Here is a 24,332-nt window from a genome sequence, read left to right on the forward strand (position 1 = left end):
GCCATCCGGCAATCAAACACCCCATCTAATTGTTCTGATAAATATCCTTGTACAACCGGCTCTCGAAGCGTACCAGAGGAATACGGCGATTACGCTGGTCAGCCGGCTCTACCGCATAACCAGACAAATACTGCACAAATGCCATGCGTTGGCCGCTTGCCGTGGTGATGAAGCCAGCAAGGTTATAGACCCCCTGCAGCGAGCCTGTCTTCGCCGATACTTTGCCATCCACACCAGCCTGATGCAGACCCGCACGGTATTGCAGGGAGCCGTCGTGGCCCGCCAGCGGCAGCATAGTGATAAAGTTCAGCTCGTTATCGTGCTGAGCGATGTATTGCAGCACCTGCATCATGGTCGCCGGGGCAATCAGGTTATGGCGGGAGAGACCAGAACCGTCGGCAATAATGGTGTTGCCGATATCAACGCCTGCCTGCTGACGCAAAATCTGGCGCACAGCATCAGAACCTGCTCGCCATGTGCCTGGCACGTTAAATCGCGCATGGCCAATCATACGGAAAACGGTATCGGCAATCATATTGTCCGATTTTTTCAGCATAATCTTAAGCAGATCATGCAGCGGTGCCGACTGCTTACTGGCGACTATGGTTCCCGGCTCGTTCACCAGCGTCTGGCGCAGCAGAGTACCGCTGTAAGTTATACCTGCTTGTTTTAGCTCATCTTTAATAATCGCTCCGGCATAGCTGGCGCCATCCTGAATGGCGAACGCCAGCGGCAGGGGATCGGCACGTTGGGGCAGGCATCCGGTCAGCGTATAGCGGTTGAGATCGCCGGGAACCACATCCAGTTCACAATATTGCGCTTCGGCAGAGCCACGCGCGAGAGTACGCACCTGGCTGAACATGGTGACCGGGTAGTAAGAGGCCACGCGGATAAAAGCGAGATCGTTGGGTTTTTGCGCGCTGTAAAGTGACACTGAGAAACAGTTACGATCGACAATGGCCGCTGCGGGCGGTGCGCTAAAACACTGCGTCATGTCGTTCCAGGGCCAACCTGGCGCTTTATCATGACTGGCAAAAATAGAGGTGTCGATCAGAACATTTCCGGCAATTTGTGTCACGCCTGATTTTTTCAGGGTCGCCACCATATTGCGAATATCCTGGCGTTTTAGCGTCGGATCGGCACCAAATCGCGCCACTAAGTCACCTTTCAATACTCCGCCTTCCACGTTGCCTTTAGTCTCAAGCGTGGTGGTAAAACGAAAGTCAGGCCCGAGCTGAATCAATGCCGCCAGCGCGGTGATCACTTTCTGGGTACTGGCCGGCAGCGCCATCTGCTGGCTATGAAAATCAATAGCGGGTGCAGGTGCGCCAACCTTCTGTACCATAAGGGCGAGGTTGGCCCCGGCAGGGAGCTGATTGATATACTCGTCGACGTTCGCAGCCTGAACGCTGAACGCTATACTGGCAGTCAATCCGATGGTAAATCTGGAAAATCGCATAATCTCGCGCTAACAACCTGGAAACAGGCCGTCATACTACGGCGCAACGCCCCAAAAAGTAAACGATGACCCATAGGGAACTCCAGGGTAAAATGATCATCAAATAGAGAATTGTAGCTGACCTGGGACCCTGAGCCCCGGGTCGGTATTTTTTTGCTTCTGACTCTGGCATGGCGTATGCCAGAGTGGGCTTAGCAGCCGGGGTGAGAGCAACCACCCCCTACAGGAATGTTCAAGAGGTATAACAAATGCAAGCTATCCCGATGACCTTACGTGGTGCTGAAAAACTGCGCGAAGAGCTGGATTTTCTGAAATCTGTGCGCCGTCCTGAAATTATTGCCGCTATCGCAGATGCGCGCGAGCATGGTGACCTGAAAGAAAATGCGGAGTACCACGCGGCGCGCGAACAGCAGGGTTTCTGCGAAGGACGCATTAAAGATATTGAAGCTAAACTGTCCAACGCACAGGTTATCGACGTCACTAAAATGCCAAACAATGGTCGTGTAGTTTTCGGCGCGACGGTGACCGTGCTGAATCTCGATAACGACGAAGAGCAGACCTGGCGTATTGTCGGTGATGATGAAGCCGATTTTAAACAGAACCTGATTTCGGTGAATTCGCCTATCGCTCGTGGCCTGATCGGTAAAGAGCAGGATGATGTGGTGGTTATTAAAACGCCGGGCGGCGAAGTGGAATATGAAGTAACGAAGGTAGAATACCTGTAATTCGCATCTTGGTTAAGATGTTGATACATTGTAAAGAAAGGAAAAAGGCCGCATAGCGGCCTTTTATCAACGAAGAGAGCGTGGCATTTTGCTCTCCTGCTAGCGGAAAATCCCGCGTTTTACACAAACTTCGTGTGCAACTTTGGGATATTCTTAGCGCGGCAGCGAGATTTTACGTTCTTTAGTCGGGCGATACAGTACCAGCGTTTTGCCGATGACCTGTACATTACAGGCGCCGGTTTCGCGTACGATAGCTTCCACGATCAAGGTTTTAGTATCGCGATCTTCCGAGGCGATTTTCACCTTGATAAGTTCATGGTGCTCTAACGCTTGTTCAATCTCGGCCAGTACCCCTTCGGTCAAACCATTATTGCCAAGCATAACTACAGGCTTGAGCGGATGTGCCAGACCTTTCAGGTGCTGTTTTTGTTTAGTACTCAGATTCATCGTATATTTTTGCTTACGTTGGGATTGAAAACGGGTCATTCTACCGCCATCTCCCATATATCACCAAATAGCTGTGTAGAAATTTACACCATTGGTTACGATGAACTGCCCTTTGGGAATGTGAAATGACAGGTAAAAAGCGTTCTGCCAGCTCGAGTCGCTGGCTTCAGGAACACTTTAGCGATAAATATGTTCAACAGGCGCAGAAAAAGGGGTTGCGTTCCCGTGCCTGGTTTAAACTTGATGAAATACAGCAAAGTGACAAAATTTTTAAACCGGGGATGACGATTGTTGATCTCGGTGCTGCACCCGGTGGTTGGTCGCAATATGCGGTTACGCAGATCGGCAACACTGGCCGCATTATCGCTTGCGATCTTTTACCTATGGATCCAATCGTTGGTGTGGACTTCCTTCAGGGCGACTTTCGTGATGAATTAGTCCTGAAAGCGTTACTTGAGCGCGTAGGTGACAGTAAAGTACAAGTTGTCATGTCTGATATGGCGCCAAATATGTGTGGAACACCGGCGGTGGATATTCCCCGGGCCATGTATCTGGTAGAGCTGGCGCTTGGAATGGCTCGTGATGTATTAGCGCCAGGTGGTAGTTTTGTAGTGAAGGTGTTCCAGGGCGAAGGCTTCGATGAGTATCTAAGAGAGATTCGCTCCCTGTTTACGAAGGTCAAAGTTCGTAAGCCGGACTCTTCTCGCGCCCGTTCGCGTGAAGTGTATATTGTAGCGACCGGGCGTAAACCATAACCGGTAGATTTCAAACGAAAGTTTGAAAGAAACTGGATATAGAGTATCCTGACGCTGTTTTTAACACAGTTGTAATATGAGGTTAATCCCTTGAGTGACATGGCGAAAAACCTAATTCTCTGGCTGGTCATTGCCGTTGTGCTGATGTCAGTATTCCAGAGCTTTGGGCCCAGCGAGTCTAATGGCCGTAAGGTTGATTACTCTACCTTCCTGCAAGAGGTCAATCAGGACCAGGTTCGTGAAGCGAAGATCAACGGACGTGAGATTAACGTTACCAAGAAAGATAGTAACCGTTACACGACCTACATTCCGGTTAACGATCCGAAGCTGCTTGATAACCTGCTGACCAAAAACGTCAAGGTTGTTGGCGAGCCGCCTGAAGAGCCGAGCCTGCTGGCTTCTATCTTCATTTCCTGGTTCCCAATGCTGCTGCTGATTGGTGTCTGGATCTTCTTCATGCGTCAAATGCAGGGCGGTGGTGGCAAAGGTGCCATGTCGTTCGGTAAGAGCAAAGCGCGCATGCTGACGGAAGATCAGATCAAAACCACTTTTGCTGACGTCGCCGGTTGCGACGAAGCAAAAGAAGAAGTTGCTGAACTGGTTGAGTATCTGCGCGAACCGAGCCGTTTCCAGAAGCTGGGCGGTAAAATCCCGAAAGGCGTCCTGATGGTCGGTCCTCCGGGTACGGGTAAAACCCTGCTGGCGAAAGCTATTGCAGGTGAAGCGAAGGTTCCTTTCTTCACAATTTCCGGTTCTGATTTCGTGGAAATGTTCGTAGGTGTTGGTGCATCTCGTGTGCGTGACATGTTCGAACAAGCCAAGAAAGCGGCACCGTGCATCATCTTCATCGATGAAATCGACGCCGTAGGCCGCCAGCGTGGCGCTGGTCTGGGTGGTGGTCACGATGAACGTGAGCAAACGCTGAACCAGATGCTGGTTGAGATGGACGGCTTTGAAGGTAACGAAGGTATTATCGTTATCGCAGCAACTAACCGTCCGGACGTTCTTGACCCTGCGCTGTTGCGTCCAGGTCGTTTCGACCGCCAGGTTGTGGTTGGCCTGCCGGACGTTCGCGGTCGTGAACAGATCCTGAAAGTGCATATGCGTCGCGTACCGCTGTCTCCGGATATCGATGCGGCAATCATTGCACGTGGTACGCCTGGCTTCTCCGGTGCGGATCTCGCGAACCTGGTGAACGAAGCGGCGCTGTTTGCTGCTCGCGGCAACAAGCGCGTGGTATCGATGGTTGAGTTCGAGAAGGCGAAAGACAAAATCATGATGGGTGCGGAACGTCGCTCCATGGTGATGACGGAAGCGCAGAAAGAATCTACCGCGTACCACGAAGCAGGCCATGCGATTATCGGTCGCCTGGTGCCGGAACACGATCCGGTGCATAAAGTGACGATTATCCCACGCGGTCGTGCGCTGGGTGTGACCTTCTTCCTGCCTGAAGGCGACGCAATCAGCGCCAGCCGTCAGAAACTGGAAAGTCAGATCTCCACGCTGTACGGCGGTCGTCTGGCTGAAGAGATCATCTACGGTGTTGAACATGTTTCTACCGGTGCGTCGAATGACATTAAAGTCGCGACTAACCTGGCGCGCAACATGGTTACTCAGTGGGGCTTCTCCGAGAAACTCGGTCCGTTGCTGTACGCTGAAGAAGAAGGCGAAGTGTTCCTGGGACGTTCTGTGGCGAAAGCTAAACATATGTCCGACGAAACGGCTCGCATTATTGATCAGGAAGTTAAACTGCTGATTGAGCGTAACTATGACCGTGCACGTCGTCTGCTGAACGAAAACATGGACATTCTGCACTCGATGAAAGATGCGCTCATGAAATATGAGACCATCGATGCGCCGCAGATTGACGATCTGATGGCTCGCCGCGACGTGCGTCCACCAGCGGGTTGGGAAGAACCGGGTTCTTCTAACAACAACTCTGGCAGCACCGGCAAGCCGAGCGCGCCGCGTCCGGTTGATGAACCGCGTGCGCCGGACTCTGGCACCATGTCAGAGCAACTGGGCGACAAATAAGTTATCGTTGATGATGACCGTGTTCTAATTGAAAACCCTGGGGCTTGCTCCGGGGTTTTTCTTATCTGCATATTCAAGATTTTACCAGGGATAAAACTATGAAACTCTTTGCTCAGGGTTCTTCACTGGATCTCAGCCATCCACACGTCATGGGGATTTTGAACGTCACGCCAGACTCTTTTTCCGATGGCGGGGCGCACAACTCTCTGGTTGAGGCGGTAAAACACGCAAACCTGATGATTAACGCCGGGGCGACTATCATTGATGTGGGTGGTGAATCCACGCGCCCAGGCGCGGCCGATGTGAGCGTGGAAGAAGAGTTGCAGCGAGTGATGCCGGTGGTGGAGGCGATTGCTCAGCGCTTTGAAGTGTGGATTTCGGTCGATACCTCAAAACCAGAAGTGATTCGCGAATGCGCGAGAGCCGGCGCACATATCATTAATGACATTCGCTCACTCTCGGAGCCTGGGGCGCTGGAGGCTGCAGCAGAAACTGGATTGCCGGTTTGTCTGATGCATATGCAGGGGCAGCCGAAAACCATGCAGGAAGCGCCAAAGTACGAGGATGTGTTCGCTGAGGTAAATCGTTACTTTGTTGAGCAAATAGCACGCTGCGAGCGGGCAGGAATCACAAAAGATAAATTGTTGCTCGACCCCGGATTCGGATTCGGTAAAAATCTCACTCACAACTATACATTACTGGCACGCCTGGCTGAGTTTCATCATTTTAATCTGCCACTGTTGGTTGGGATGTCACGAAAATCAATGGTTGGTCAGTTGCTGAATGTGGGGCCATCCGAACGCCTGAGCGGTAGCCTTGCGTGTGCGGTCATTGCCGCAATGCAGGGGGCGCAGATCGTTCGTGTCCATGACGTCAAAGAAACCGTAGAAGCGATGCGTGTGGTGGAAGCCACATTGTCTGCAAAGGAAAATAAACGCTATGAGTAATCGTAAATATTTTGGCACCGATGGGATCCGTGGTCGCGTAGGCGACGCCCCAATTACCCCTGATTTTGTGCTCAAGCTGGGTTGGGCGGCAGGTAAAGTGCTGGCACGTCATGGTTCACGTAAAATTATTATTGGTAAAGATACGCGTATTTCCGGCTATATGCTGGAGTCCGCGCTGGAAGCGGGTCTGGCTGCCGCCGGACTGTCGGCTTCTTTTACGGGCCCAATGCCAACACCCGCCGTTGCGTATCTGACGCGCGCCTTCCGCGCTGAAGCTGGGATTGTTATCTCCGCCTCGCACAACCCGTACTATGACAATGGGATTAAATTCTTCTCCATCGACGGGACCAAACTGCCGGATGCGGTTGAAGAAGCTATCGAAGCCGAAATGGAAAAAGCGATTACCTGCGTGGACTCGGCGGAACTGGGTAAGGCTACCCGTATCGTTGATGCTGCCGGTCGCTATATCGAGTTTTGCAAAGGCACTTTCCCGAATGAGTTAAGCCTGAGCGAGCTTAAAATCGTAGTGGATTGTGCTAACGGCGCGACCTACCACATTGCGCCAAATGTACTGCGTGAGCTGGGCGCAAACGTGATTGCCATTGGCTGTGAGCCAAACGGCGTGAACATCAATGAAGAAGTCGGCGCCACAGACGTCCGTGCCCTGCAGGCCCGCGTAATCGCAGAAAAAGCCGATCTGGGTATTGCGCTGGACGGCGACGGCGATCGCGTCATTATGGTTGACCACGAAGGCAATAAGGTCGATGGCGATCAGATCATGTACATCATCGCCCGTGAAGCCCTGCGTCAGGGGCAGCTGCGCGGTGGCGCGGTAGGCACGTTGATGAGCAACATGGGCCTCGAACTGGCGTTGAAACAGCTGGGTATTCCGTTTGCCCGTGCGAAAGTCGGCGACCGCTACGTACTGGAAAAAATGCAGGAAAAAGGCTGGCGTATCGGTGCTGAAAACTCAGGCCATGTGATCCTGCTGGACAAAACCACCACCGGTGACGGCATCGTGGCAGGTCTGCAGGTACTGGCGGCGATGGTGCGCAATCATATGAGTTTGCACGACCTGTGCAGCGGCATGAAAATGTTCCCACAGCTGTTGGTTAACGTACGTTATACCGCAGGTAGCGGCGATCCGCTGGAACATGAAAACGTGAAAGCGGTGATGGCTGAGGTTGAAGCGGCGCTGGGTAACCGTGGACGCGTTCTGCTGCGTAAGTCTGGTACCGAACCGTTAATTCGCGTGATGGTTGAAGGTGAAGATGAAGCGCAGGTGACTGAATTCGCTCACCGTATTGCCGATGCTGTGAAAGCGGTGTAATCACCTCAGACAGTGAAAGCCGGAGTCTGAGACTCCGGCTTTTTTTTACTGTACGGCAAGCGGCTGTTTACGTCGGCGCTGCCAGACGTAACCGCCGACCATCAGTAGTACAAGGACTGCCAGCCACGGCAGAACCGCCAGCAGATGCCCAGACCGGGCAAAGGTCAGCGCAATCATCAGTAACCAACCGCCCAGCATCGGAATCGCGGTACGCTTAACAATATCCACAGGCGAGACGCCTGCAATTCCCGCGATAGCAATGATGACGCCGGCAATGGGCGATAACGTACGACCAATACCCGCCGAGATCTGGATAGGCAGCATCATGACTGCGATATCGCTTCCGATATGACGACTGATGTCCGGCACCATTGGGGCGAAGGAGAAAAAGGCCGCGTTCCCGGAGCCCATTAGCGCTGAAATTGCAAAGGTGATAAGCGTCATCAGCAAGATAATCGAGGCGGCGCTGAGGCCAAATTCACCGGAAAGCGACAGCAGCGCGTCAACGGCGCCAATGGCTTTCAGTCCGGCTGAAAAGACTTCACCGGCGATAATCAACGTCACGACGGTGGCAAAAACGCTACCCATGCTGTCGAAGACTTTTTGTACGCCAGCCATCACCTCGCGCGCCTTACGATGACGGCAGTATTCACATACAAGGGTAATGGCAAGGCTTATCAGTACGGCGGTATCCAGCGTAATCTTGAGTGAACTGAATACTAAATCACTGCACACCAGCATCAACACCAGCGGCAGCATGGGTAAAAACAGCCAGGCGATAGGTGCGTCGGCTTCATCGGTAGACGTTAATGTCTGCATCTGCTGAGCCACATTGTCACCACTTTCCCGACGGTCGAAAAAGCGTTGCACAACAATATGCAGCAGGGCGATGAACAGAATGACGGGCACGACGATCGGCAATTGATCCTGCACGAAATAGTTCACCACCTCGATACCTGCGGTTTTAGCGGCGAGAACCGAGTTACCAGAACCCGGGCCGAATTCAACCGCACAGGTGCTGGCGATAACGGCGGCAACGGCGGCACGGCTACAGCCAAGGCGGGTTAGCAGCGGGTACAGCGTCGCCATCAACAGCAGACCTAACCCGGTGGCGCTGCTGATAAACAGCGACAGGAATTGCCCCAGCAACAGCGCCAGCCCCAGCAGTAGATACGGTGAGTTCAGGCGTTGCAAAGGGCGAGACGTCACCCGAACCAGCACCTGGCTTGCGCCAATGGCCGACATATACGTGGCGAAACCACCAATCAGCATAATTTGCAGTCCGAGGCCGCCGAGACGCACGCTCAGGGTATCGCGAATAAACTCAAAGACGTCAAAAGGGCCAAATCCGGTGCTCTTTTTCACCAGGCCACTGAGTGAGGTCATCCCGCTAAAATGTGCGATAAGCAACAGCACAATCCCGGTCAATAACAGTACCGATTGGGGGTGATATTTTTTGAGGATCAGACGTCCGGCAAAAATGATGGCGAGTAGCGCCAGTAATAATGACATTTTGGCCCCCTTACTCGAAGTTGCCGGTAACCAGGCATTCGCCATCTCGCAGCAACGGCTTACCCGCAGCAAACAGATGGGACAGCGAGAGGTCATCATTGAGTACACAGATATCGGCACGTTCCCCGGCGCAGAGCACGCCGCCGGAAATACCCAACGAGCGCGCCACGTTTGCCGTCAACATCGCAATTGCCTGTGGCACCGGAATACCAACATCAATCAGGCGAGGAAGCAGATTAAGGTTACCTGCGACCGGTGCCGCGCTTAGGCCTTCCACAATCCCCTGAGCGTTAAAGCGCGGAACGCTGCCATTACCATCAGAGCTTATCGTGATGCGATCGGCCGGCACCTGGGCTTCCAGGGCGTGGAGGATCGCCTGTTCCTGAGGCATAAAGCGACTACCACCGGACGTAACGTCGATATGGCCCCCACGATGAGCGAAAGCAATTGCCTGTTCGAACAAGGACTCTGTTCTCGCAACGTGGGTCGGTGAAATGTGGTGGATCGGAATGCCTGCATCACACAGCTCAAAAAGCGGCGACATCCCTTCCGGTAGATTCCCCAGGTGGACATGCAGCAACCCTTTTTTCCCTGCCAGCAGGGAAGACACGCGGATATCGCTGACTATTCGCAGCAATTCCTGGAAAGAGGGGTAAGAACCACGGTGATCGGCGAGGGCTATTTTTACGCCAAGGATCGCCGGAATGAAGGCCATATCATCGCGGATGGATCGCGTAATGGTTGGGCTGGGAACGGCGTAGGCTCCCGTATGCATAAACGCGCGCAATCCCTCAAGATTGAGAGACTGCATTTTGGCGTAGAGATCTTTGGGCGAACGAGAGATGGCATCGGTGCCTAATACGCCGACAACTGTAGTAATGCCTGCCTGAATCAGATCGCGCAGCTTGACGGCTGGCGTTCGGCTGGCAAACCCGGCTTCGCCACCGCCACCGGTAAGATGCACATGCTGATCGATGATGCCTGGGATAACCCATTTGCCACGACAATCGATAACCTCGTCGACGCCATCAAACAGAGAAATATCTTTTTCTACCGCCACAATTCGGTCGGCATGAATGAGCAGGGAGCAGAGGCCTAAATCCTCAGGAGAAAAAACACGGGCATTGGTCAATAAAGTAAACATATCGGTCCTGTCAAACGTCGAGGGTGAGAGTCGGCAGGTGAAACGGAATATTGTTGTTATGATGGTCACCATAAAGCCATTACTATAATTATGACTATTACCGATTTGTTATTGGAGGATGCGGTTATGGCATGGTGGAGAATTCAACGTGGATTGTAAGTGGCTGGAGGACTTTCTGGCATTGAGCCAGCATGGAAACTACTCCCTGGCGGCGGCGCAGCGGCATATTACTCAACCAGCACTCAGTCGGCGTATAAAGGCGCTGGAAGAGGTGCTGGGGGTGCCGTTGTTTGACAGGACCACGACTCCCGTTACGCTGACGCGCTATGGTGAACGCTTTGAACCCTATGCCCGACACGTCCTCAGTACGTTAACAGAGGCGCGCCACGAATTATCGGCGATGACGCCAGCAACGGATAACACGCTGGTGATGGTCAGCCTGCATACGCTGTCGGTGAATATCCTGCCGGATATGATCAGCTATCTGCGACAAAGTGAACCGCAGCTAAATTTTACGGTAAATGCCAGTATTCAGGGGATAGACAACCACTTTAACGCCCTGATAGACCGGCAAATCGATCTACTGGTGACCTACGATTTACCCTCTGCGCAGCCGGGGTTGGAGATAGCCGGAGGGTTGAAACGTTCACTATGGCGGTATGAGCGATTTATACCGGTTATTTCTGCCCAACTGGCTGATGCGCTTACCGATCCGCATGCGCCGATTCCGTGGCTATGCTACAGCGACTACACCTTTGTCAGACGCATTATTGAGACGGCAGAACAACGCGTCCGCCCGCGTCTGAAAAAAGTGTTTGAGAGTGGTTTAAGCGAAACGATACGAGAAATGGTGCTGCGCCATATGGGAATGGCGTGGTTACCCGAATCGATGGTGGCGGAAGAGCTGGTGAACCAGCAAATTATTCATTGCTGGCCAGAAAACACAGACCTGATTTGTGAAATCCCCGTTGTGGTATGGGCGAATCTTGAAGATCAACGCGCCGTTATGCAGAGATGCTGGGAGAAGTTGCTGCGTTTTTGATTGATATGGCGATTTTTTCCGCAGTTGATACAATGCTAACAAATTGCCCTTGCGAAGGTTATTCGCTTTGGTTAGTATTCACACCCGCTTCAGTGGGAAACAGTAAATATTCCCGCTTTAATGGTCGAAGCATTGTACGCGGCAACTCCGCAAGGAACAGGTTGATTATGCACGAAGCTCTTTTAGTAGTTTTCCTTATTGTGGCAATTGGCCTGGTAGGCTTGATCATGCTGCAGCAAGGCAAAGGCGCTGATATGGGAGCCTCTTTTGGCGCAGGCGCTTCTGGTACTCTGTTTGGTTCAAGTGGTTCTGGTAACTTCATGACCCGTATGACAGCTGTATTGGGAACCTTGTTCTTCATCATCAGTCTGGTGCTGGGTAACATGAACAGCAACAAGACCAATAAAGGAAGTGAGTGGGAAAATCTGAGCGCACCGGCAAAAACCGAGCAAACTCAGCCAGCTGCTCCGGCTCAGCCGACCAGCGATATCCCACGCTAAGTATTCTGTACCGAGGTGGTGGAATTGGTAGACACGCTACCTTGAGGTGGTAGTGCCCTAACGGGCTTGTGGGTTCGAGTCCCATCCTCGGTACCAAATTCCAAAAAAAAGACGCTGAAAAGCGTCTTTTTTTTCGTCTGTAATTTGTGGCTATCCTGTAGGTCGGATAAGGCGTTAGCGCCGCCATCCGACATTATTACAACGCCTGATGGCACTACGCTTATCAGGCCTACAGACACCTTATATTCCGCGCATAAAAAAGGCCGCTTTCGCGGCCTTAAGATGGCGAATCTTTACTTCGACTTATTTTCCAGATTCTCAACCTGCGGCAGGCCGGTTGTGGAAGAGGCGGTCAGCAGGCCAGACTGCGCATAGCCGAATAACTTCTCGCGGGTATCGGTAATGTCCAGATTACGCATGGTCAACTGACCGATACGGTCGTCAGGTGAGAATACGGAATCGCCTTTTTCCATCGTCAGACGTTCTGGTTTATAAGTCAGATTGTCAGACACGGTGTTGAGGATTGAGTAGTCATTACCGCGACGCAGTTCCAGCGTCACTTCACCGGTGATCTGGCTGGCAACCCAGCGCTGCAAACCGTCACGCAGCATCAGTGCCTGAGAGTCGAACCAACGGCCCTGATACAGCAGACGACCCAGCTGGCGACCGTGCGCGTGATACTGCTCGATGGTGTCTTCGTTATGAATACCGGTCAGCAGACGCTCATAGGCGATATGCAGCAATGCCATCCCCGGGGCTTCGTAGATGCCACGGCTCTTCGCTTCAATGATACGGTTTTCAATCTGATCGCTCATACCCAAACCGTGACGGCCGCCGATACGGTTGGCTTCCAGCATCATCTCAACGTCGTCGCTGAAGGTTTTACCGTTCAGCGCAACCGGATGACCCTGCTCAAAACGCACGGTAACTTCTTCTGCCGGGATCTTCACGCTCTCATCCCAGAATTTCACGCCCATAATCGGGTTGACGATTTTGACGCTGGAGTTCAGGAACTCGAGGTCTTTAGCTTCGTGGGTCGCGCCGAGCATATTGGAGTCTGTGGAGTACGCTTTCTCAACGGACATTTTGTAGTCGAAACCACAGGCAATCATAAATTCGGACATCTCATGGCGACCGCCGAGTTCATCGATAAAATCGGTATCCAGCCATGGTTTGTAAATCTGCAATTCGGCGTTGGTCAGCAGACCGTAACGATAAAAACGTTCAATATCGTTACCTTTGTAGGTGCTACCGTCACCCCAGATGTTCACGCCATCTTCTTTCATGGCGGCAACCAGCATGGTGCCGGTGACTGCACGGCCCAACGGGGTGGTATTGAAATAGGTTAGCCCGCCGGTGGTATTGTGGAATGCACCGCACTGAATGGCAGCGATCCCTTCGGCAACCAGCTGCTTACGGCAATCTACCAGGCGAGCATCCTCAGCACCATATTCCATTGCACGGCGAGGAATGGCGTCATAGTCATCCTCATCCGGCTGGCCCAAATTCGCAGTATATGCATATGGGACAGCCCCTTTTTGTCGCATCCACAGCAGTGCTGCACTGGTGTCCAGGCCGCCGGAAAAAGCGATACCAATACGTTGACCTACCGGGAGATGCTTGAGAATCGTCGTCATAAAATAAAACCCTGCTTGATAGACTGGTGAAGAGGTCGGCTTATTATGCTAATTGCATTTTTATGCAAAATAAATGAGTTTTCATTTAATCATCTTTTCTGGATGACAGGAAGAGTTTAGTGATAATTTCGTTAAATAACGGCGTGGGTGGCACATTTATCTTGCTGAACAAGCGCTGGTCAGCATTCATTGATTTGCATAGTCGTAACAAGGTTGACATAACGCATAGTGAATCAATATACTGTGCGCAGATTTTACGTCCCGTCCTCGGTACCAAATCCCAGCAGTATTTGCATTTTTTACCCAAAACGAGTAAAATTTGCCACGTTTCAGGCGCGGGGTGGAGCAGCCTGGTAGCTCGTCGGGCTCATAACCCGAAGGTCGTCGGTTCAAATCCGGCCCCCGCAACCACTTTCCCTTAGAGTTCTTTTTCAAATATACTGTGAAGACTTAGGCCTTCGTAGCTGGATTTGAAAAAAATTCTTTCGGAAGGTTCTCCGAACCGCAGGTGCGGTTATAGGGTTCAGTTATCTAAAGCCCCGATTTATCGGGGTTTTTTGTTATCTGACTACAGAATAACTGGGCTTTAGGCCCTTTTTTTATGTCTTGGGGGTGGGCTTGTCCACATTAGAGCAAAAATTAACAGAGATGATTACAGCGCCAGTTGAAGCCCTGGGCTACGAATTGGTCGGCATCGAATTTATTCGTGGTCGCACATCCACACTGCGCATCTATATTGATAGTGAAGATGGCATCAATGTTGATGATTGTGCTGATGTGAGCCATCAGGTAAGCGCCGTGATGGATGTCGAAGACCCAATCACCGTTGCCTATAACCTGGAAGTTTCCTCTCCGGGTCTCGACCGTCCTCTGTTCACAGCTGAACACTACGTGCGTTTCCTGGGTGAAGAAGTCACGCTGGTTCTTCGTATGGCGGTACAAAACCGTCGTAAATGGCAGGGCGTTATCAAAGCGGTGGACGGTGAGATGATCACGGTCACAGTCGAAGGCAAAGATGAAGTGTTCGCGCTGAGTAATATCCAGAAGGCGAACCTGGTTCCCCACTTTTAACAGTCTGGATTGAGGTGAAAAGCCCGCGATGAACAAAGAAATTTTGGCTGTTGTTGAAGCCGTATCCAACGAAAAAGCGCTGCCACGCGAGAAAATTTTTGAAGCGCTGGAAAGTGCGCTGGCTACAGCAACAAAGAAAAAATATGAGCAAGAGATCGACGTTCGCGTAGAAATCGATCGTAAAAGCGGTGATTTCGATACCTTCCGTCGTTGGGTAATCGTAGAAGAAGTTACTCAGCCGACCAAAGAAATTACCCTGGAAGCGGCACGCTTCGAAGACGAAAGCCTGAACGTGGGCGAATATGTTGAAGATCAGATTGAATCTGTCACCTTCGACCGTATCACCACCCAGACCGCGAAGCAGGTTATCGTACAGAAAGTACGTGAAGCTGAACGCGCAATGGTTGTTGATCAGTTCCGCGAACACGAAGGTGAAATCGTCACCGGTGTGGTGAAGAAAGTAAACCGCGACAATATCTCTCTGGATCTGGGCAGCAATGCTGAAGCCGTGATCCTGCGTGAAGACATGCTGCCGCGTGAAAACTTCCGTCCAGGCGACCGTATTCGTGGCGTTCTGTATTCTGTTCGCCCGGAAGCGCGCGGTGCGCAGCTGTTCGTAACCCGTTCCAAACCGGAAATGCTGGTTGAGCTGTTCCGCATCGAAGTGCCGGAAATTGGCGAAGAAGTGATCGAAATTAAAGCGGCTGCTCGCGATCCGGGATCGCGTGCGAAAATCGCCGTTAAGACCAACGACAAGCGTATTGATCCGGTCGGCGCGTGTGTGGGTATGCGCGGTGCGCGCGTTCAGGCGGTTTCTACCGAACTGGGCGGCGAGCGTATCGATATCGTCCTGTGGGATGATAACCCGGCGCAGTTCGTGATTAACGCAATGGCGCCAGCAGACGTCGCTTCTATCGTGGTGGATGAAGACAAACACACCATGGATATCGCGGTTGAAGCCGGTAACCTGGCTCAGGCGATTGGACGTAATGGTCAGAACGTCCGTCTGGCTTCACAACTGAGCGGTTGGGAACTCAACGTAATGACCGTTGATGACCTGCAGGCGAAGCATCAGGCTGAAGCACATGCAGCCATTGATACCTTCACCAAATATCTCGATATCGATGAAGATTTCGCGACAGTTCTGGTTGAAGAAGGTTTTGCGACGCTGGAAGAACTGGCCTACGTGCCAATGAAAGAGCTGCTGGAAATTGACGGCCTGGATGAACAGACCGTTGAAGCGCTGCGCGAGCGTGCTAAAAACGCACTGACCACTCTGGCACTGGCCCAGGAAGAAAGCCTCGGTGATAACAAACCGGCTGACGATCTGCTGAATCTGGAAGGATTGGATCGTGAGATGGCCTTCAAACTGGCTGCCCGTGGTGTTTGTACGCTGGAAGATCTCGCTGAACAGGGCATTGATGATCTGGCTGATATCGAAGGGTTGACCGACGAAAAAGCCGGTGAGCTGATTATGGCTGCCCGTAATATTTGCTGGTTCGGCGACGAAGCGTAATAAACTGTAGCAGGAAGGAACAGTATGACAGATGTAACCGTAAAAACGCTGGCTGCAGAGATACAGACCTCCGTGGATCGCCTGGTACAGCAATTTGCTGATGCAGGTATCCGGAAGTCTGCTGACGACTCTGTGTCCGCACAAGAGAAACAAACCTTACTGGCGCATCTGAACCGTGAGAACGGCTCAGCGCCGGATAAGTTGACATTGCAGCGTAAAACGCGCAGTACTCTCAATATTCCAGGTACCGGTGGAAAAAGTAAATCGGTACAAATCGAAGTCCGCAAGACACGCACCTTTGTGAAACGCGATCCGCAAGAGGCTGAACGCCTTGCCGCGGAAGAGCAGGCGCAGCGTGAAGCGGAAGAGCAAGCCCGTCGTGAGGCAGAAGAAGCTGCCAAACGCGAGGCGCAACAAAAAGCCGAACGTGAGGCCGCAGAACAAGCTAAGCGTGAAGCCGCTGATAAAGCGAAACGTGAAGCTGCGGAAAAAGACAAAGTGAGCAATCAACAGACCGACGATATGACTAAAACCGCCCAGGCCGAAAAAGCCCGCCGTGAAAATGAAGCCGCAGAACTGAAGCGTAAAGCGGAAGAAGAAGCACGTCGCAAGCTTGAAGAAGAAGCGCGCCGCGTAGCGGAAGAAGCTCGCCGTATGGCGGAAGAAAACGAGAAAAATGGTGTGAATAACGCTGAACCTGTTGAAGATACCAGCGATTATCACGTCACCACTTCCCAGCATGCTCGCCAGGCTGAAGACGAGAACGATCGTGAAGTTGAAGGCGGTCGTGGTCGTACTCGCAGCACTAAAGCAGCGCGTCCGGCGAAGAAAGGCAACAAACACGCTGAATCTAAAGCTGACCGTGAAGAAGCACGTGCAGCGGTTCGCGGCGGTAAAGGCGGTAAGCAGCGTAAAGGTTCCGCTCTGCAGCAGGGCTTCCAGAAGCCAGCTCAGGCCGTTAACCGTGACGTTGTGATCGGCGAAACCATCACCGTTGGCGATCTGGCGAACAAGATGGCGGTCAAAGGCTCTCAGGTCATCAAAGCGATGATGAAACTGGGCGCAATGGCGACTATCAACCAGGTCATCGACCAGGAAACCGCGCAGCTGGTTGCCGAAGAGATGGGCCACAAAGTTATCCTGCGTCGTGAAAACGAGCTGGAAGAAGCAGTAATGAGCGATCGTGACACCGGCGCTGCGGCTGAACCGCGCGCACCGGTAGTGACCATCATGGGTCACGTTGACCACGGTAAAACGTCTCTGCTGGACTACATTCGTTCAACGAAAGTGGCCTCTGGTGAAGCGGGCGGCATTACTCAGCACATCGGTGCGTACCACGTTGAAACTGACAACGGTATGATCACCTTCCTGGACACCCCGGGTCACGCCGCGTTTACCTCCATGCGTGCTCGTGGTGCTCAGGCAACGGATATCGTTGTTCTGGTTGTTGCAGCAGACGACGGCGTGATGCCGCAGACTATCGAAGCTATCCAGCACGCGAAAGCGGCAGGTGTGCCGGTCGTTGTTGCAGTCAACAAAATCGATAAACCGGAAGCGGATCCAGATCGCGTTAAAAACGAACTGTCCCAGTACGGCATCATGCCGGAAGAGTGGGGCGGCGAGAGCCAGTTCGTTCACGTTTCTGCGAAAGCGGGTACCGGTATCGACGAACTGCTGGATGCTATCCTGCTGCAGGCCGAAGTACTGGAACTGAAAGCTATCCGTAAAGGTATGGCGAGCGGCGCGGTTATCGAATCCTTCCTGGATAAAGGTCGTGGCCCGGTTGCTACCGTCCTGGTTCGCGAAGGTACCCTGAACAAGGGCGATATCGTTCTGTGTGGTTTCGAATACGGCCGCGTTCGTGCGATGCGTAACGAACTGGGTCAGGAAGTACTGGAAGCGGGTCCGTCCATTCCGGTGGAAATCCTCGGTCTGTCCGGTGTTCCGGCTGCGGGTGACGAAGTTACCGTTGTTCGTGACGAGAAGAAAGCCCGTGAAGTTGCACTGTACCGTCAGGGCAAATTCCGTGAAGTTAAACTGGCTCGTCAGCAGAAATCTAAACTCGAGAACATGTTCGCTAACATGACCGAAGGCGAAGTTCACGAAGTGAACATCGTCCTGAAGGCCGATGTTCAGGGTTCTGTAGAAGCGATTTCCGACTCTTTACTGAAACTGTCTACCGACGAAGTAAAAGTGAAGATCATCGGTTCTGGCGTAGGTGGTATCACCGAAACCGACGCGACCCTGGCTGCGGCATCCAACGCGATTCTGGTTGGCTTTAACGTACGTGCTGATGCCTCTGCACGTAAAGTTATCGAATCAGAAAGCCTGGATCTGCGTTACTACTCCGTCATCTATCATCTGATCGACGAAGTGAAAGCAGCGATGAGCGGCATGCTGTCTCCGGAACTGAAACAGCAGATCATTGGTCTGGCTGAAGTTCGTGATGTGTTCAAATCACCGAAATTCGGCGCTATCGCAGGCTGTATGGTTACCGAAGGCACGATTAAACGTCACAACCCAATCCGCGTACTGCGCGACAACGTGGTTATCTATGAAGGCGAGCTGGAATCCCTGCGCCGCTTCAAAGATGACGTCAACGAAGTCCGTAACGGTATGGAATGTGGTATCGGCGTGAAGAACTACAACGACGTTCGCGTTGGCGATATGATCGAAGTGTTCGAGATCATCGAGATCAAACGTACCATCGCTTAATCTTCGTCGTCTTTTGGGCCGCAATTTGCAGCCCAAAATCCTTAGAAGATGATTAGGTGTTGGCCGGGTAAGCGAAGCGCCACCCGGCAAGAAATTTAAAAAGGGGCTTATGGCCCCTTTTTTGTCTTTATTCTGGAGAATTTATTATGGCGAAAGAATTTGGTCGCCCGCAGCGTGTCGCGCAAGAGATGCAGAAAGAGATCGCACTCATCCTGCAACGCGAAATCAAAGACCCGCGTGTTGGTATGATGACCACCGTATCGGGCGTTGAGATGTCCCGTGACCTGGCTTATGCCAAAGTATTCGTGACTTTCCTGAACGATCAGGACGAAGCTGCCGTGAAAAACGGCATTAAGGCACTGCAGGAAGCCTCTGGCTTTATCCGCTCTCTGCTGGGTAAAGCAATGCGCCTGCGCATCGTGCCTGAGCTGACCTTCTTCTACGACAACTCGTTGGTTGAAGGGATGCGCATGTCCAATCTGGTGACCAGCGTGGTGAAACATGACGATGAGCGTCGTGTGAACCCAGCGGACGACAGCAAGGAGGACTGATGAGTCGTCCTCGTCGTCGTGGTCGCGATATTCACGGAGTTCTGCTGCTGGATAAACCGCAGGGCATGTCCAGCAATGATGTACTGCAAAAAGTAAAGCGCATCTACAATGCCAACCGCGCGGGACATACCGGCGCGTTGGATCCGCTGGCGACAGGCATGCTGCCTATCTGCCTCGGTGAAGCGACTAAGTTTTCACAGTATTTACTGGATTCCGACAAACGCTATCGTGTGGTTGCCCGTCTGGGCCAGCGTACTGATACCTCCGATGCCGATGGGCAAATCGTGCAGGAGCGCCCGGTAACCTTCACTGCAGAGCAGCTTGCAAACGCGCTGGAGACTTTCCGCGGCGATATCGAGCAGATTCCGTCGATGTATTCGGCGCTGAAGTATCAGGGTAAGAAGCTGTACGAATATGCGCGTCAGGGCATTGAAGTGCCGCGTGAAGCGCGCCCGATTACCGTCTATGAGCTGCTGTTTATTCGCCATGAAGGTAACGAACTGGAACTGGAAGTTCACTGTTCCAAAGGCACCTATATTCGTACCATCATTGACGATCTCGGTGAGAAGTTGGGCTGCGGCGCGCACGTCACGTATCTGCGTCGTTTGACGGTCAGCAAGTATCCGGTGGATCGAATGGTGACGCTGGAACATCTGCGTGACCTGGTTGAACAGGCCGAGCAGCAGAACATTCCGGCGGCACAGCTGCTTGATCCTTTGCTGATGCCAATGGACAGTCCAGCATCGGACTATCCTGTTGTTAATTTGCCTTTAACATCCTCGGTTTACTTTAAAAATGGTAACCCGGTACGGACGTCAGGCGCGCCGCTGGAAGGACTGGTGCGCGTGACGGAAGGCGATGACGGCAAGTTTATCGGCATGGGGGAGATGGACGATGAAGGTCGTGTCGCCCCCCGTCGCCTGGTGGTTGAGTATCCTGCATAGCGCTCTCTGTCTTGCGATAAAAGGGCGCTGCGAGTAGAATACTGCCGCTTAACGTCGCGTAAATTGTTTAACAATCTACGCGACGTATACACAAAATCATTCGAGCTGCATCAAGGCGGCAAGTCTGAGAATCCTCAGGAGCTTACTTAGGTAAGTGACTGAGGTGAGCGGACGCAGCCAACGCAGAGTCAGTTTGAAGGATAAAGTGTATACACTGGGATAGCTGAATTAGAGATCGGCATCCTTTCATTCTTAACACTTTGGAGTTTTAAAATGTCTCTAAGTACTGAAGCTACCGCTAAAATCGTTTCTGAGTTTGGTCGTGATGCAAACGACACCGGTTCTACCGATGTTCAGGTTGCACTGTTGACTGCACAGATTAACCACCTGCAGGGCCACTTTGCAGAGCACAAAAAAGATCACCACAGCCGTCGTGGTCTGCTGCGCATGGTTTCTCAGCGTCGTAAACTGCTCGACTACCTGAAACGTAAAGATGTTGCACGTTACACCGCGCTGATCGAGCGTCTGGGTCTGCGTCGCTAATTCTTTCGAGTTTCAGAAAGAGGGGGCCTTCATGGCCCCTTTTTTCCAGCAGATGGCAGCAATTCGCTGGAAACTAATGTATTGTTGCTATGAATGATCTTCCGTTGCAGAGGTTCGCGCGGCTAATGAGAGGCTTTACTCATGCTTATGGGTTAGGGTTGTCATTAGTCGCGAGGATGCGCAGAAGATCGGGTATTAACGATGGCGCAAAATGTGCCGTCAAAAAAATAGAGAAAGGATATTATTTTGCTTAATCCGATCGTTCGTAAATTCCAGTATGGTCAGCATACCGTTACGCTGGAAACCGGCATGATGGCGCGTCAGGCGACTGCCGCTGTTATGGTTAGCATGGATGACACCGCGGTATTCGTTACCGTTGTTGGCCAGAAAAAAGCGAAACCAGGCCAGGACTTTTTCCCGCTGACCGTTAACTATCAGGAGCGTACCTACGCTGCTGGCCGTATCCCGGGTAGCTTCTTCCGTCGTGAAGGCCGTCCGAGCGAAGGCGAAACCCTGATCGCGCGTCTGATTGACCGCCCGGTTCGCCCGCTGTTCCCTGAAGGTTTCGTTAACGAAGTTCAGGTTATCGCGACCGTTGTTTCCGTTAACCCGCAGGTTAACCCGGACATCGTAGCAATGATTGGCGCATCTGCTGCGCTGACTCTGTCTGGTATCCCATTCAACGGCCCGATCGGTGCTGCACGTGTTGGTTACATCAATGACCAGTACGTACTGAACCCGACTCAGGACGAACTGAAAGAAAGCAAGCTGGACCTGGTTGTTGCGGGTACTGAAGCTGCCGTACTGATGGTTGAATCCGAAGCTGAACTGCTGAGCGAAGACCAGATGCTGGGCGCTGTAGTATTCGGTCACGAACAGCAGCAGGTTGTTATTCAGGCTATCAACGAGCTGGCGAAAGAAGCCGGCAAACCGCGTTGGGACTGGCAGCCAGAAGCCGTCAACGAAGCGCTGAATGCTCGCGTTGCCGCACTGGCAGAAGCTCGCCTGAGCGATGCTTACCGTATCACCGACAAACAAGAGCGTTATGCTCAGGTTGACGTGATCAAATCTGAAACCATCGCGACTCTGGTGGCTGAAGACGAAACCCTGGACGCTAACGAACTGGGTGAAATCCTGCACGCTATCGAGAAAAATGTTGTTCGTAGCCGCGTACTGGCAGGCGAGCCGCGCATCGATGGCCGTGAAAAAGACATGATCCGTGGCCTGGACGTGCGTACTGGCGTTCTGCCGCGTACCCACGGTTCCGCGCTGTTCACCCGTGGCGAAACTCAGGCGCTGGTTACTGCGACCCTGGGCACCACGCGTGATGCACAGAACCTCGACGAACTGATGGGCGAGCGTACTGACAACTTCCTGTTCCACTACAACTTCCCTCCGTACTGCGTAGGCGAAACCGGTATGGTCGGTTCTCCGAAGCGTCGTGAGATTGGTCACGGTCGTCTGGCGAAGCGTGGCGTGCTGGCAGTGATGCCGGAACTGGATAAATTCCCGTACACCGTGCGTGTGGTTTCTGAAATCACCGAATCTAACGGTTCTTCTTCCATGGCTTCCGTATGCGGCGCTTCCCTGGCGCTGATGGACGCAGGCGTGCCGATCAAAGCGGCCGTTGCGGGCATCGCGATGGGTCTGGTGAAAGAAGGCGACAACTATGTTGTTCTGTCTGACATCCTGGGTGACGAAGACCACCTGGGCGATATGGACTTCAAAGTGGCGGGTTCCCGCGACGGTATCTCTGCACTGCAGATGGATATCAAAATTGAAGGTATCACCAAAGAGATCATGCAGGTTGCTCTGAACCAGGCTAAAGGTGCGCGTCTGCACATCCTGGGTGTGATGGAGCAAGCGATCAACGCACCGCGTGGCGACATTTCTCAGTTCGCTCCGCGTATCCACACTATCAAGATCAGCCCGGACAAGATCAAAGACGTTATCGGTAAAGGCGGTTCTGTTATCCGTGCTCTGACCGAAGAAACCGGCACCACCATTGAAATCGAAGATGATGGTACTGTGAAGATTGCTGCGACCGACGGCGAGAAAGCGAAATATGCTATCCGTCGTATCGAAGAAATCACCGCAGAGATCGAAGTAGGCCGTATCTACAATGGTAAAGTGACCCGTATCGTTGACTTTGGCGCATTCGTTGCCATCGGTGGCGGTAAAGAAGGTCTGGTACACATCTCTCAGATCGCTGACAAGCGCGTAGAGAAAGTGACTGACTACCTGCAGATGGGTCAGGAAGTACCGGTCAAAGTTCTGGAAGTTGATCGCCAGGGCCGTGTACGTCTGAGCATTAAAGAAGCAACTGAGCAGTCTCAGCCTGCAGGCGAACCGGAAGCTCCGGCAAGCCAGGGCGAGTAAGGTTGCCATTGCCCTCCGTGAAAGCGGAGGGCTTTTAACCCGGCAGGATGCCTTGTTAGCAACCGGGGAACCTGGACGTTCATTCAATCGTTGTCTTCGGGAGTGGGAAATGAAGCCTTTTTTGCGCTGGTGTTTCGTTGCGACAGCACTCACGCTGGCTGGATGCAGTAATTCCGCCTGGCGTAAGAGTGAAGTCCTCGCAGTACCATTGCAACCGACTTTGCAGCAGGAAGTGATTCTGGCACGTATGGAACAAATTCTTGCCAGTCGGGCTTTAACCGATGATGAACGCGCACAGCTTTTATATGAGCGCGGAGTGTTGTATGATAGTCTCGGTCTGAGGGCACTGGCGCGAAATGATTTTTCACAAGCGCTGGCAATCCGGCCAGATATGCCTGAAGTATTCAATTACTTAGGTATATATTTAACGCAGGCAGGCAATTTTGATGCTGCCTATGAAGCGTTTGATTCTGTACTTGAGCTTGATCCAACTTACAACTACGCGCACTTAAATCGCGGTATCGCATTGTATTACGGCGGTCGCGACAAGTTAGCGCAAGATGATCTGCTAGCGTTTTATCAAGACGATCCCAATGATCCTTTCCGTAGTCTGTGGCTTTATCTTGCCGAGCAGAAGCTCGATGAGAAGCAGGCTAAAGAAGCGTTGAAGCAACGCTTTGAGAAATCGGATAAAGAGCAATGGGGATGGAACATTGTCGAGTTCTACCTGGGCAACATTAGCGAAGCAACGCTGATGGAACGCCTGAAGGCGGACGCAACGGATAACACCTCGCTCGCTGAGCATCTCAGTGAAACCAACTTCTATTTAGGTAAGTACTACCTAAGTCTGGGGGATTTGGACAACGCTACGGCATTGTTCAAACTGGCGGTGGCTAACAACGTTCATAACTTTGTTGAGCACCGATACGCATTGTTGGAATTATCGCTCCTGGGCCAGGACCAAGATGACCTGGCAGAATCGGACCAGCAATAGCTGACGTACACATCAGCCCGTAATCTTTTTTGATTGCCATCACCTTCACGGGTGAGGGCGTTGTTGTTCGTTAATACACCTACTTTG

The 24,332-nt window shown here is 52.4% G+C and carries 20 protein-coding genes and 2 tRNA genes; 17 read left to right on the forward strand and 5 right to left on the reverse strand.

All coding sequences use genetic code 11. The features are described from left to right. Positions 1 to 25 precede the first annotated feature (25 nt). Entirely contained in the window at positions 26 to 1,459 is a 1,434-nt protein-coding gene (dacB, locus tag OGV80_RS16075) for a serine-type D-Ala-D-Ala carboxypeptidase (RefSeq protein ID WP_047408339.1), read from the reverse strand. Between the two features lie 248 nt (positions 1,460 to 1,707). Between dacB and greA the strand changes: the two genes are divergently transcribed. Then, positions 1,708 to 2,184: a transcription elongation factor GreA gene (gene greA / locus OGV80_RS16080; RefSeq protein ID WP_016154674.1), complete on the forward strand. Its 477-nt coding sequence runs from the start codon at positions 1,708 to 1,710 to the stop codon at positions 2,182 to 2,184. Positions 2,185 to 2,337: 153 nt separating this feature from the next. Here the strand turns inward: greA and yhbY are convergent, their stop codons facing one another. Next, the gene (gene yhbY / locus OGV80_RS16085; protein WP_003025016.1) at positions 2,338 to 2,631 is read right to left on the reverse strand and encodes a ribosome assembly RNA-binding protein YhbY; all 294 of its coding nucleotides are present in this window, start codon (positions 2,629 to 2,631) and stop codon (positions 2,338 to 2,340) included. 125 nt (positions 2,632 to 2,756) lie between these two features. Here yhbY and rlmE point away from each other — a divergent pair, with 125 nt between their 5' ends. From rlmE to glmM, 4 genes are all read left to right on the forward strand, one after another. Beyond that, positions 2,757 to 3,386 (forward strand): 23S rRNA (uridine(2552)-2'-O)-methyltransferase RlmE, encoded by a 630-nt coding sequence (gene rlmE, locus OGV80_RS16090; RefSeq protein WP_003025015.1) that lies wholly within the window; start codon positions 2,757 to 2,759, stop codon positions 3,384 to 3,386. 99 nt (positions 3,387 to 3,485) lie between these two features. Next, complete coding sequence (ftsH, locus tag OGV80_RS16095; protein WP_043017790.1) at positions 3,486 to 5,420, forward strand: ATP-dependent zinc metalloprotease FtsH; 1,935 nt, start codon at positions 3,486 to 3,488, stop codon at positions 5,418 to 5,420. Between the two features lie 98 nt (positions 5,421 to 5,518). Continuing rightward, positions 5,519 to 6,367, forward strand: a complete 849-nt coding sequence (gene folP, locus OGV80_RS16100; RefSeq protein WP_087052962.1) for a dihydropteroate synthase — start codon at positions 5,519 to 5,521, stop codon at positions 6,365 to 6,367. Continuing rightward, positions 6,360 to 7,697 carry a phosphoglucosamine mutase gene (glmM, locus tag OGV80_RS16105; RefSeq protein WP_043017789.1) on the forward strand — a complete coding sequence of 446 codons (1,338 nt, stop codon included), beginning with the start codon at positions 6,360 to 6,362 and terminating at the stop codon, positions 7,695 to 7,697. Before folP ends, glmM begins: the two co-directional genes overlap by 8 nt. Before the next feature lie 45 nt (positions 7,698 to 7,742). Here the strand turns inward: glmM and dcuC are convergent, their stop codons facing one another. After that, positions 7,743 to 9,209: a C4-dicarboxylate transporter DcuC gene (gene dcuC / locus OGV80_RS16110; RefSeq protein WP_043017788.1), complete on the reverse strand. Its 1,467-nt coding sequence runs from the start codon at positions 9,207 to 9,209 to the stop codon at positions 7,743 to 7,745. 10 nt (positions 9,210 to 9,219) lie between these two features. Then, positions 9,220 to 10,353: a beta-aspartyl-peptidase gene (gene iadA, locus OGV80_RS16115; RefSeq protein WP_087052961.1), complete on the reverse strand. Its 1,134-nt coding sequence runs from the start codon at positions 10,351 to 10,353 to the stop codon at positions 9,220 to 9,222. 148 nt (positions 10,354 to 10,501) lie between these two features. Here iadA and OGV80_RS16120 point away from each other — a divergent pair, with 148 nt between their 5' ends. The 3 genes from OGV80_RS16120 (at position 10,502) to OGV80_RS16130 (ending at position 11,991) form a co-directional block, all read left to right on the forward strand. Then, the gene (locus tag OGV80_RS16120; RefSeq protein WP_043017786.1) at positions 10,502 to 11,395 is read left to right on the forward strand and encodes a LysR family transcriptional regulator; all 894 of its coding nucleotides are present in this window, start codon (positions 10,502 to 10,504) and stop codon (positions 11,393 to 11,395) included. 167 nt (positions 11,396 to 11,562) lie between these two features. Next, positions 11,563 to 11,895: a preprotein translocase subunit SecG gene (gene secG, locus OGV80_RS16125; protein WP_003025000.1), complete on the forward strand. Its 333-nt coding sequence runs from the start codon at positions 11,563 to 11,565 to the stop codon at positions 11,893 to 11,895. 9 nt (positions 11,896 to 11,904) lie between these two features. Beyond that, a tRNA-Leu gene (locus tag OGV80_RS16130) sits at positions 11,905 to 11,991 on the forward strand. A 197-nt stretch (positions 11,992 to 12,188) separates the two neighbouring features. On the opposite strand, the gene argG is transcribed toward OGV80_RS16130, so the two are convergent. Then, entirely contained in the window at positions 12,189 to 13,532 is a 1,344-nt protein-coding gene (gene argG / locus OGV80_RS16135; RefSeq protein WP_286515298.1) for an argininosuccinate synthase, read from the reverse strand. A gap of 334 nt (positions 13,533 to 13,866) precedes the next feature. On the opposite strand from argG, the gene OGV80_RS16140 reads away from it, so the two are divergent. The 9 genes from OGV80_RS16140 to nlpI all read left to right on the forward strand — a co-directional run bounded on the left by OGV80_RS16140 (position 13,867) and on the right by nlpI (position 24,245). After that, positions 13,867 to 13,943: transfer RNA gene (locus OGV80_RS16140), tRNA-Met, on the forward strand. A gap of 207 nt (positions 13,944 to 14,150) precedes the next feature. Then, positions 14,151 to 14,603 carry a ribosome maturation factor RimP gene (gene rimP / locus OGV80_RS16145; RefSeq protein WP_003024996.1) on the forward strand — a complete coding sequence of 151 codons (453 nt, stop codon included), beginning with the start codon at positions 14,151 to 14,153 and terminating at the stop codon, positions 14,601 to 14,603. 28 nt (positions 14,604 to 14,631) lie between these two features. Next, entirely contained in the window at positions 14,632 to 16,119 is a 1,488-nt protein-coding gene (gene nusA, locus OGV80_RS16150; protein ID WP_043017784.1) for a transcription termination factor NusA, read from the forward strand. A 24-nt stretch (positions 16,120 to 16,143) separates the two neighbouring features. Further along, on the forward strand, positions 16,144 to 18,834 hold the full coding sequence (infB, locus tag OGV80_RS16155) for a translation initiation factor IF-2 (protein ID WP_047408348.1): 2,691 nt from the start codon (positions 16,144 to 16,146) through the stop codon (positions 18,832 to 18,834). Between the two features lie 146 nt (positions 18,835 to 18,980). Beyond that, on the forward strand, positions 18,981 to 19,385 hold the full coding sequence (gene rbfA, locus OGV80_RS16160) for a 30S ribosome-binding factor RbfA (protein WP_003024988.1): 405 nt from the start codon (positions 18,981 to 18,983) through the stop codon (positions 19,383 to 19,385). After that, positions 19,385 to 20,329 carry a tRNA pseudouridine(55) synthase TruB gene (truB, locus tag OGV80_RS16165; RefSeq protein WP_087051126.1) on the forward strand — a complete coding sequence of 315 codons (945 nt, stop codon included), beginning with the start codon at positions 19,385 to 19,387 and terminating at the stop codon, positions 20,327 to 20,329. Before rbfA ends, truB begins: the two co-directional genes overlap by 1 nt. A 273-nt stretch (positions 20,330 to 20,602) precedes the next feature. Beyond that, positions 20,603 to 20,872 (forward strand): 30S ribosomal protein S15, encoded by a 270-nt coding sequence (rpsO, locus tag OGV80_RS16170; RefSeq protein ID WP_000059465.1) that lies wholly within the window; start codon positions 20,603 to 20,605, stop codon positions 20,870 to 20,872. A gap of 246 nt (positions 20,873 to 21,118) precedes the next feature. Further along, entirely contained in the window at positions 21,119 to 23,251 is a 2,133-nt protein-coding gene (gene pnp / locus OGV80_RS16175) for a polyribonucleotide nucleotidyltransferase (RefSeq protein WP_200001382.1), read from the forward strand. 109 nt (positions 23,252 to 23,360) lie between these two features. Continuing rightward, positions 23,361 to 24,245, forward strand: a complete 885-nt coding sequence (nlpI, locus tag OGV80_RS16180; protein ID WP_003024982.1) for a lipoprotein NlpI — start codon at positions 23,361 to 23,363, stop codon at positions 24,243 to 24,245. Positions 24,246 to 24,332 lie beyond the last annotated feature (87 nt).

The organism is Citrobacter sp. Ce119 (genome assembly GCF_030334525.1).
GTDB lineage: Bacteria > Pseudomonadota > Gammaproteobacteria > Enterobacterales > Enterobacteriaceae > Citrobacter > Citrobacter europaeus.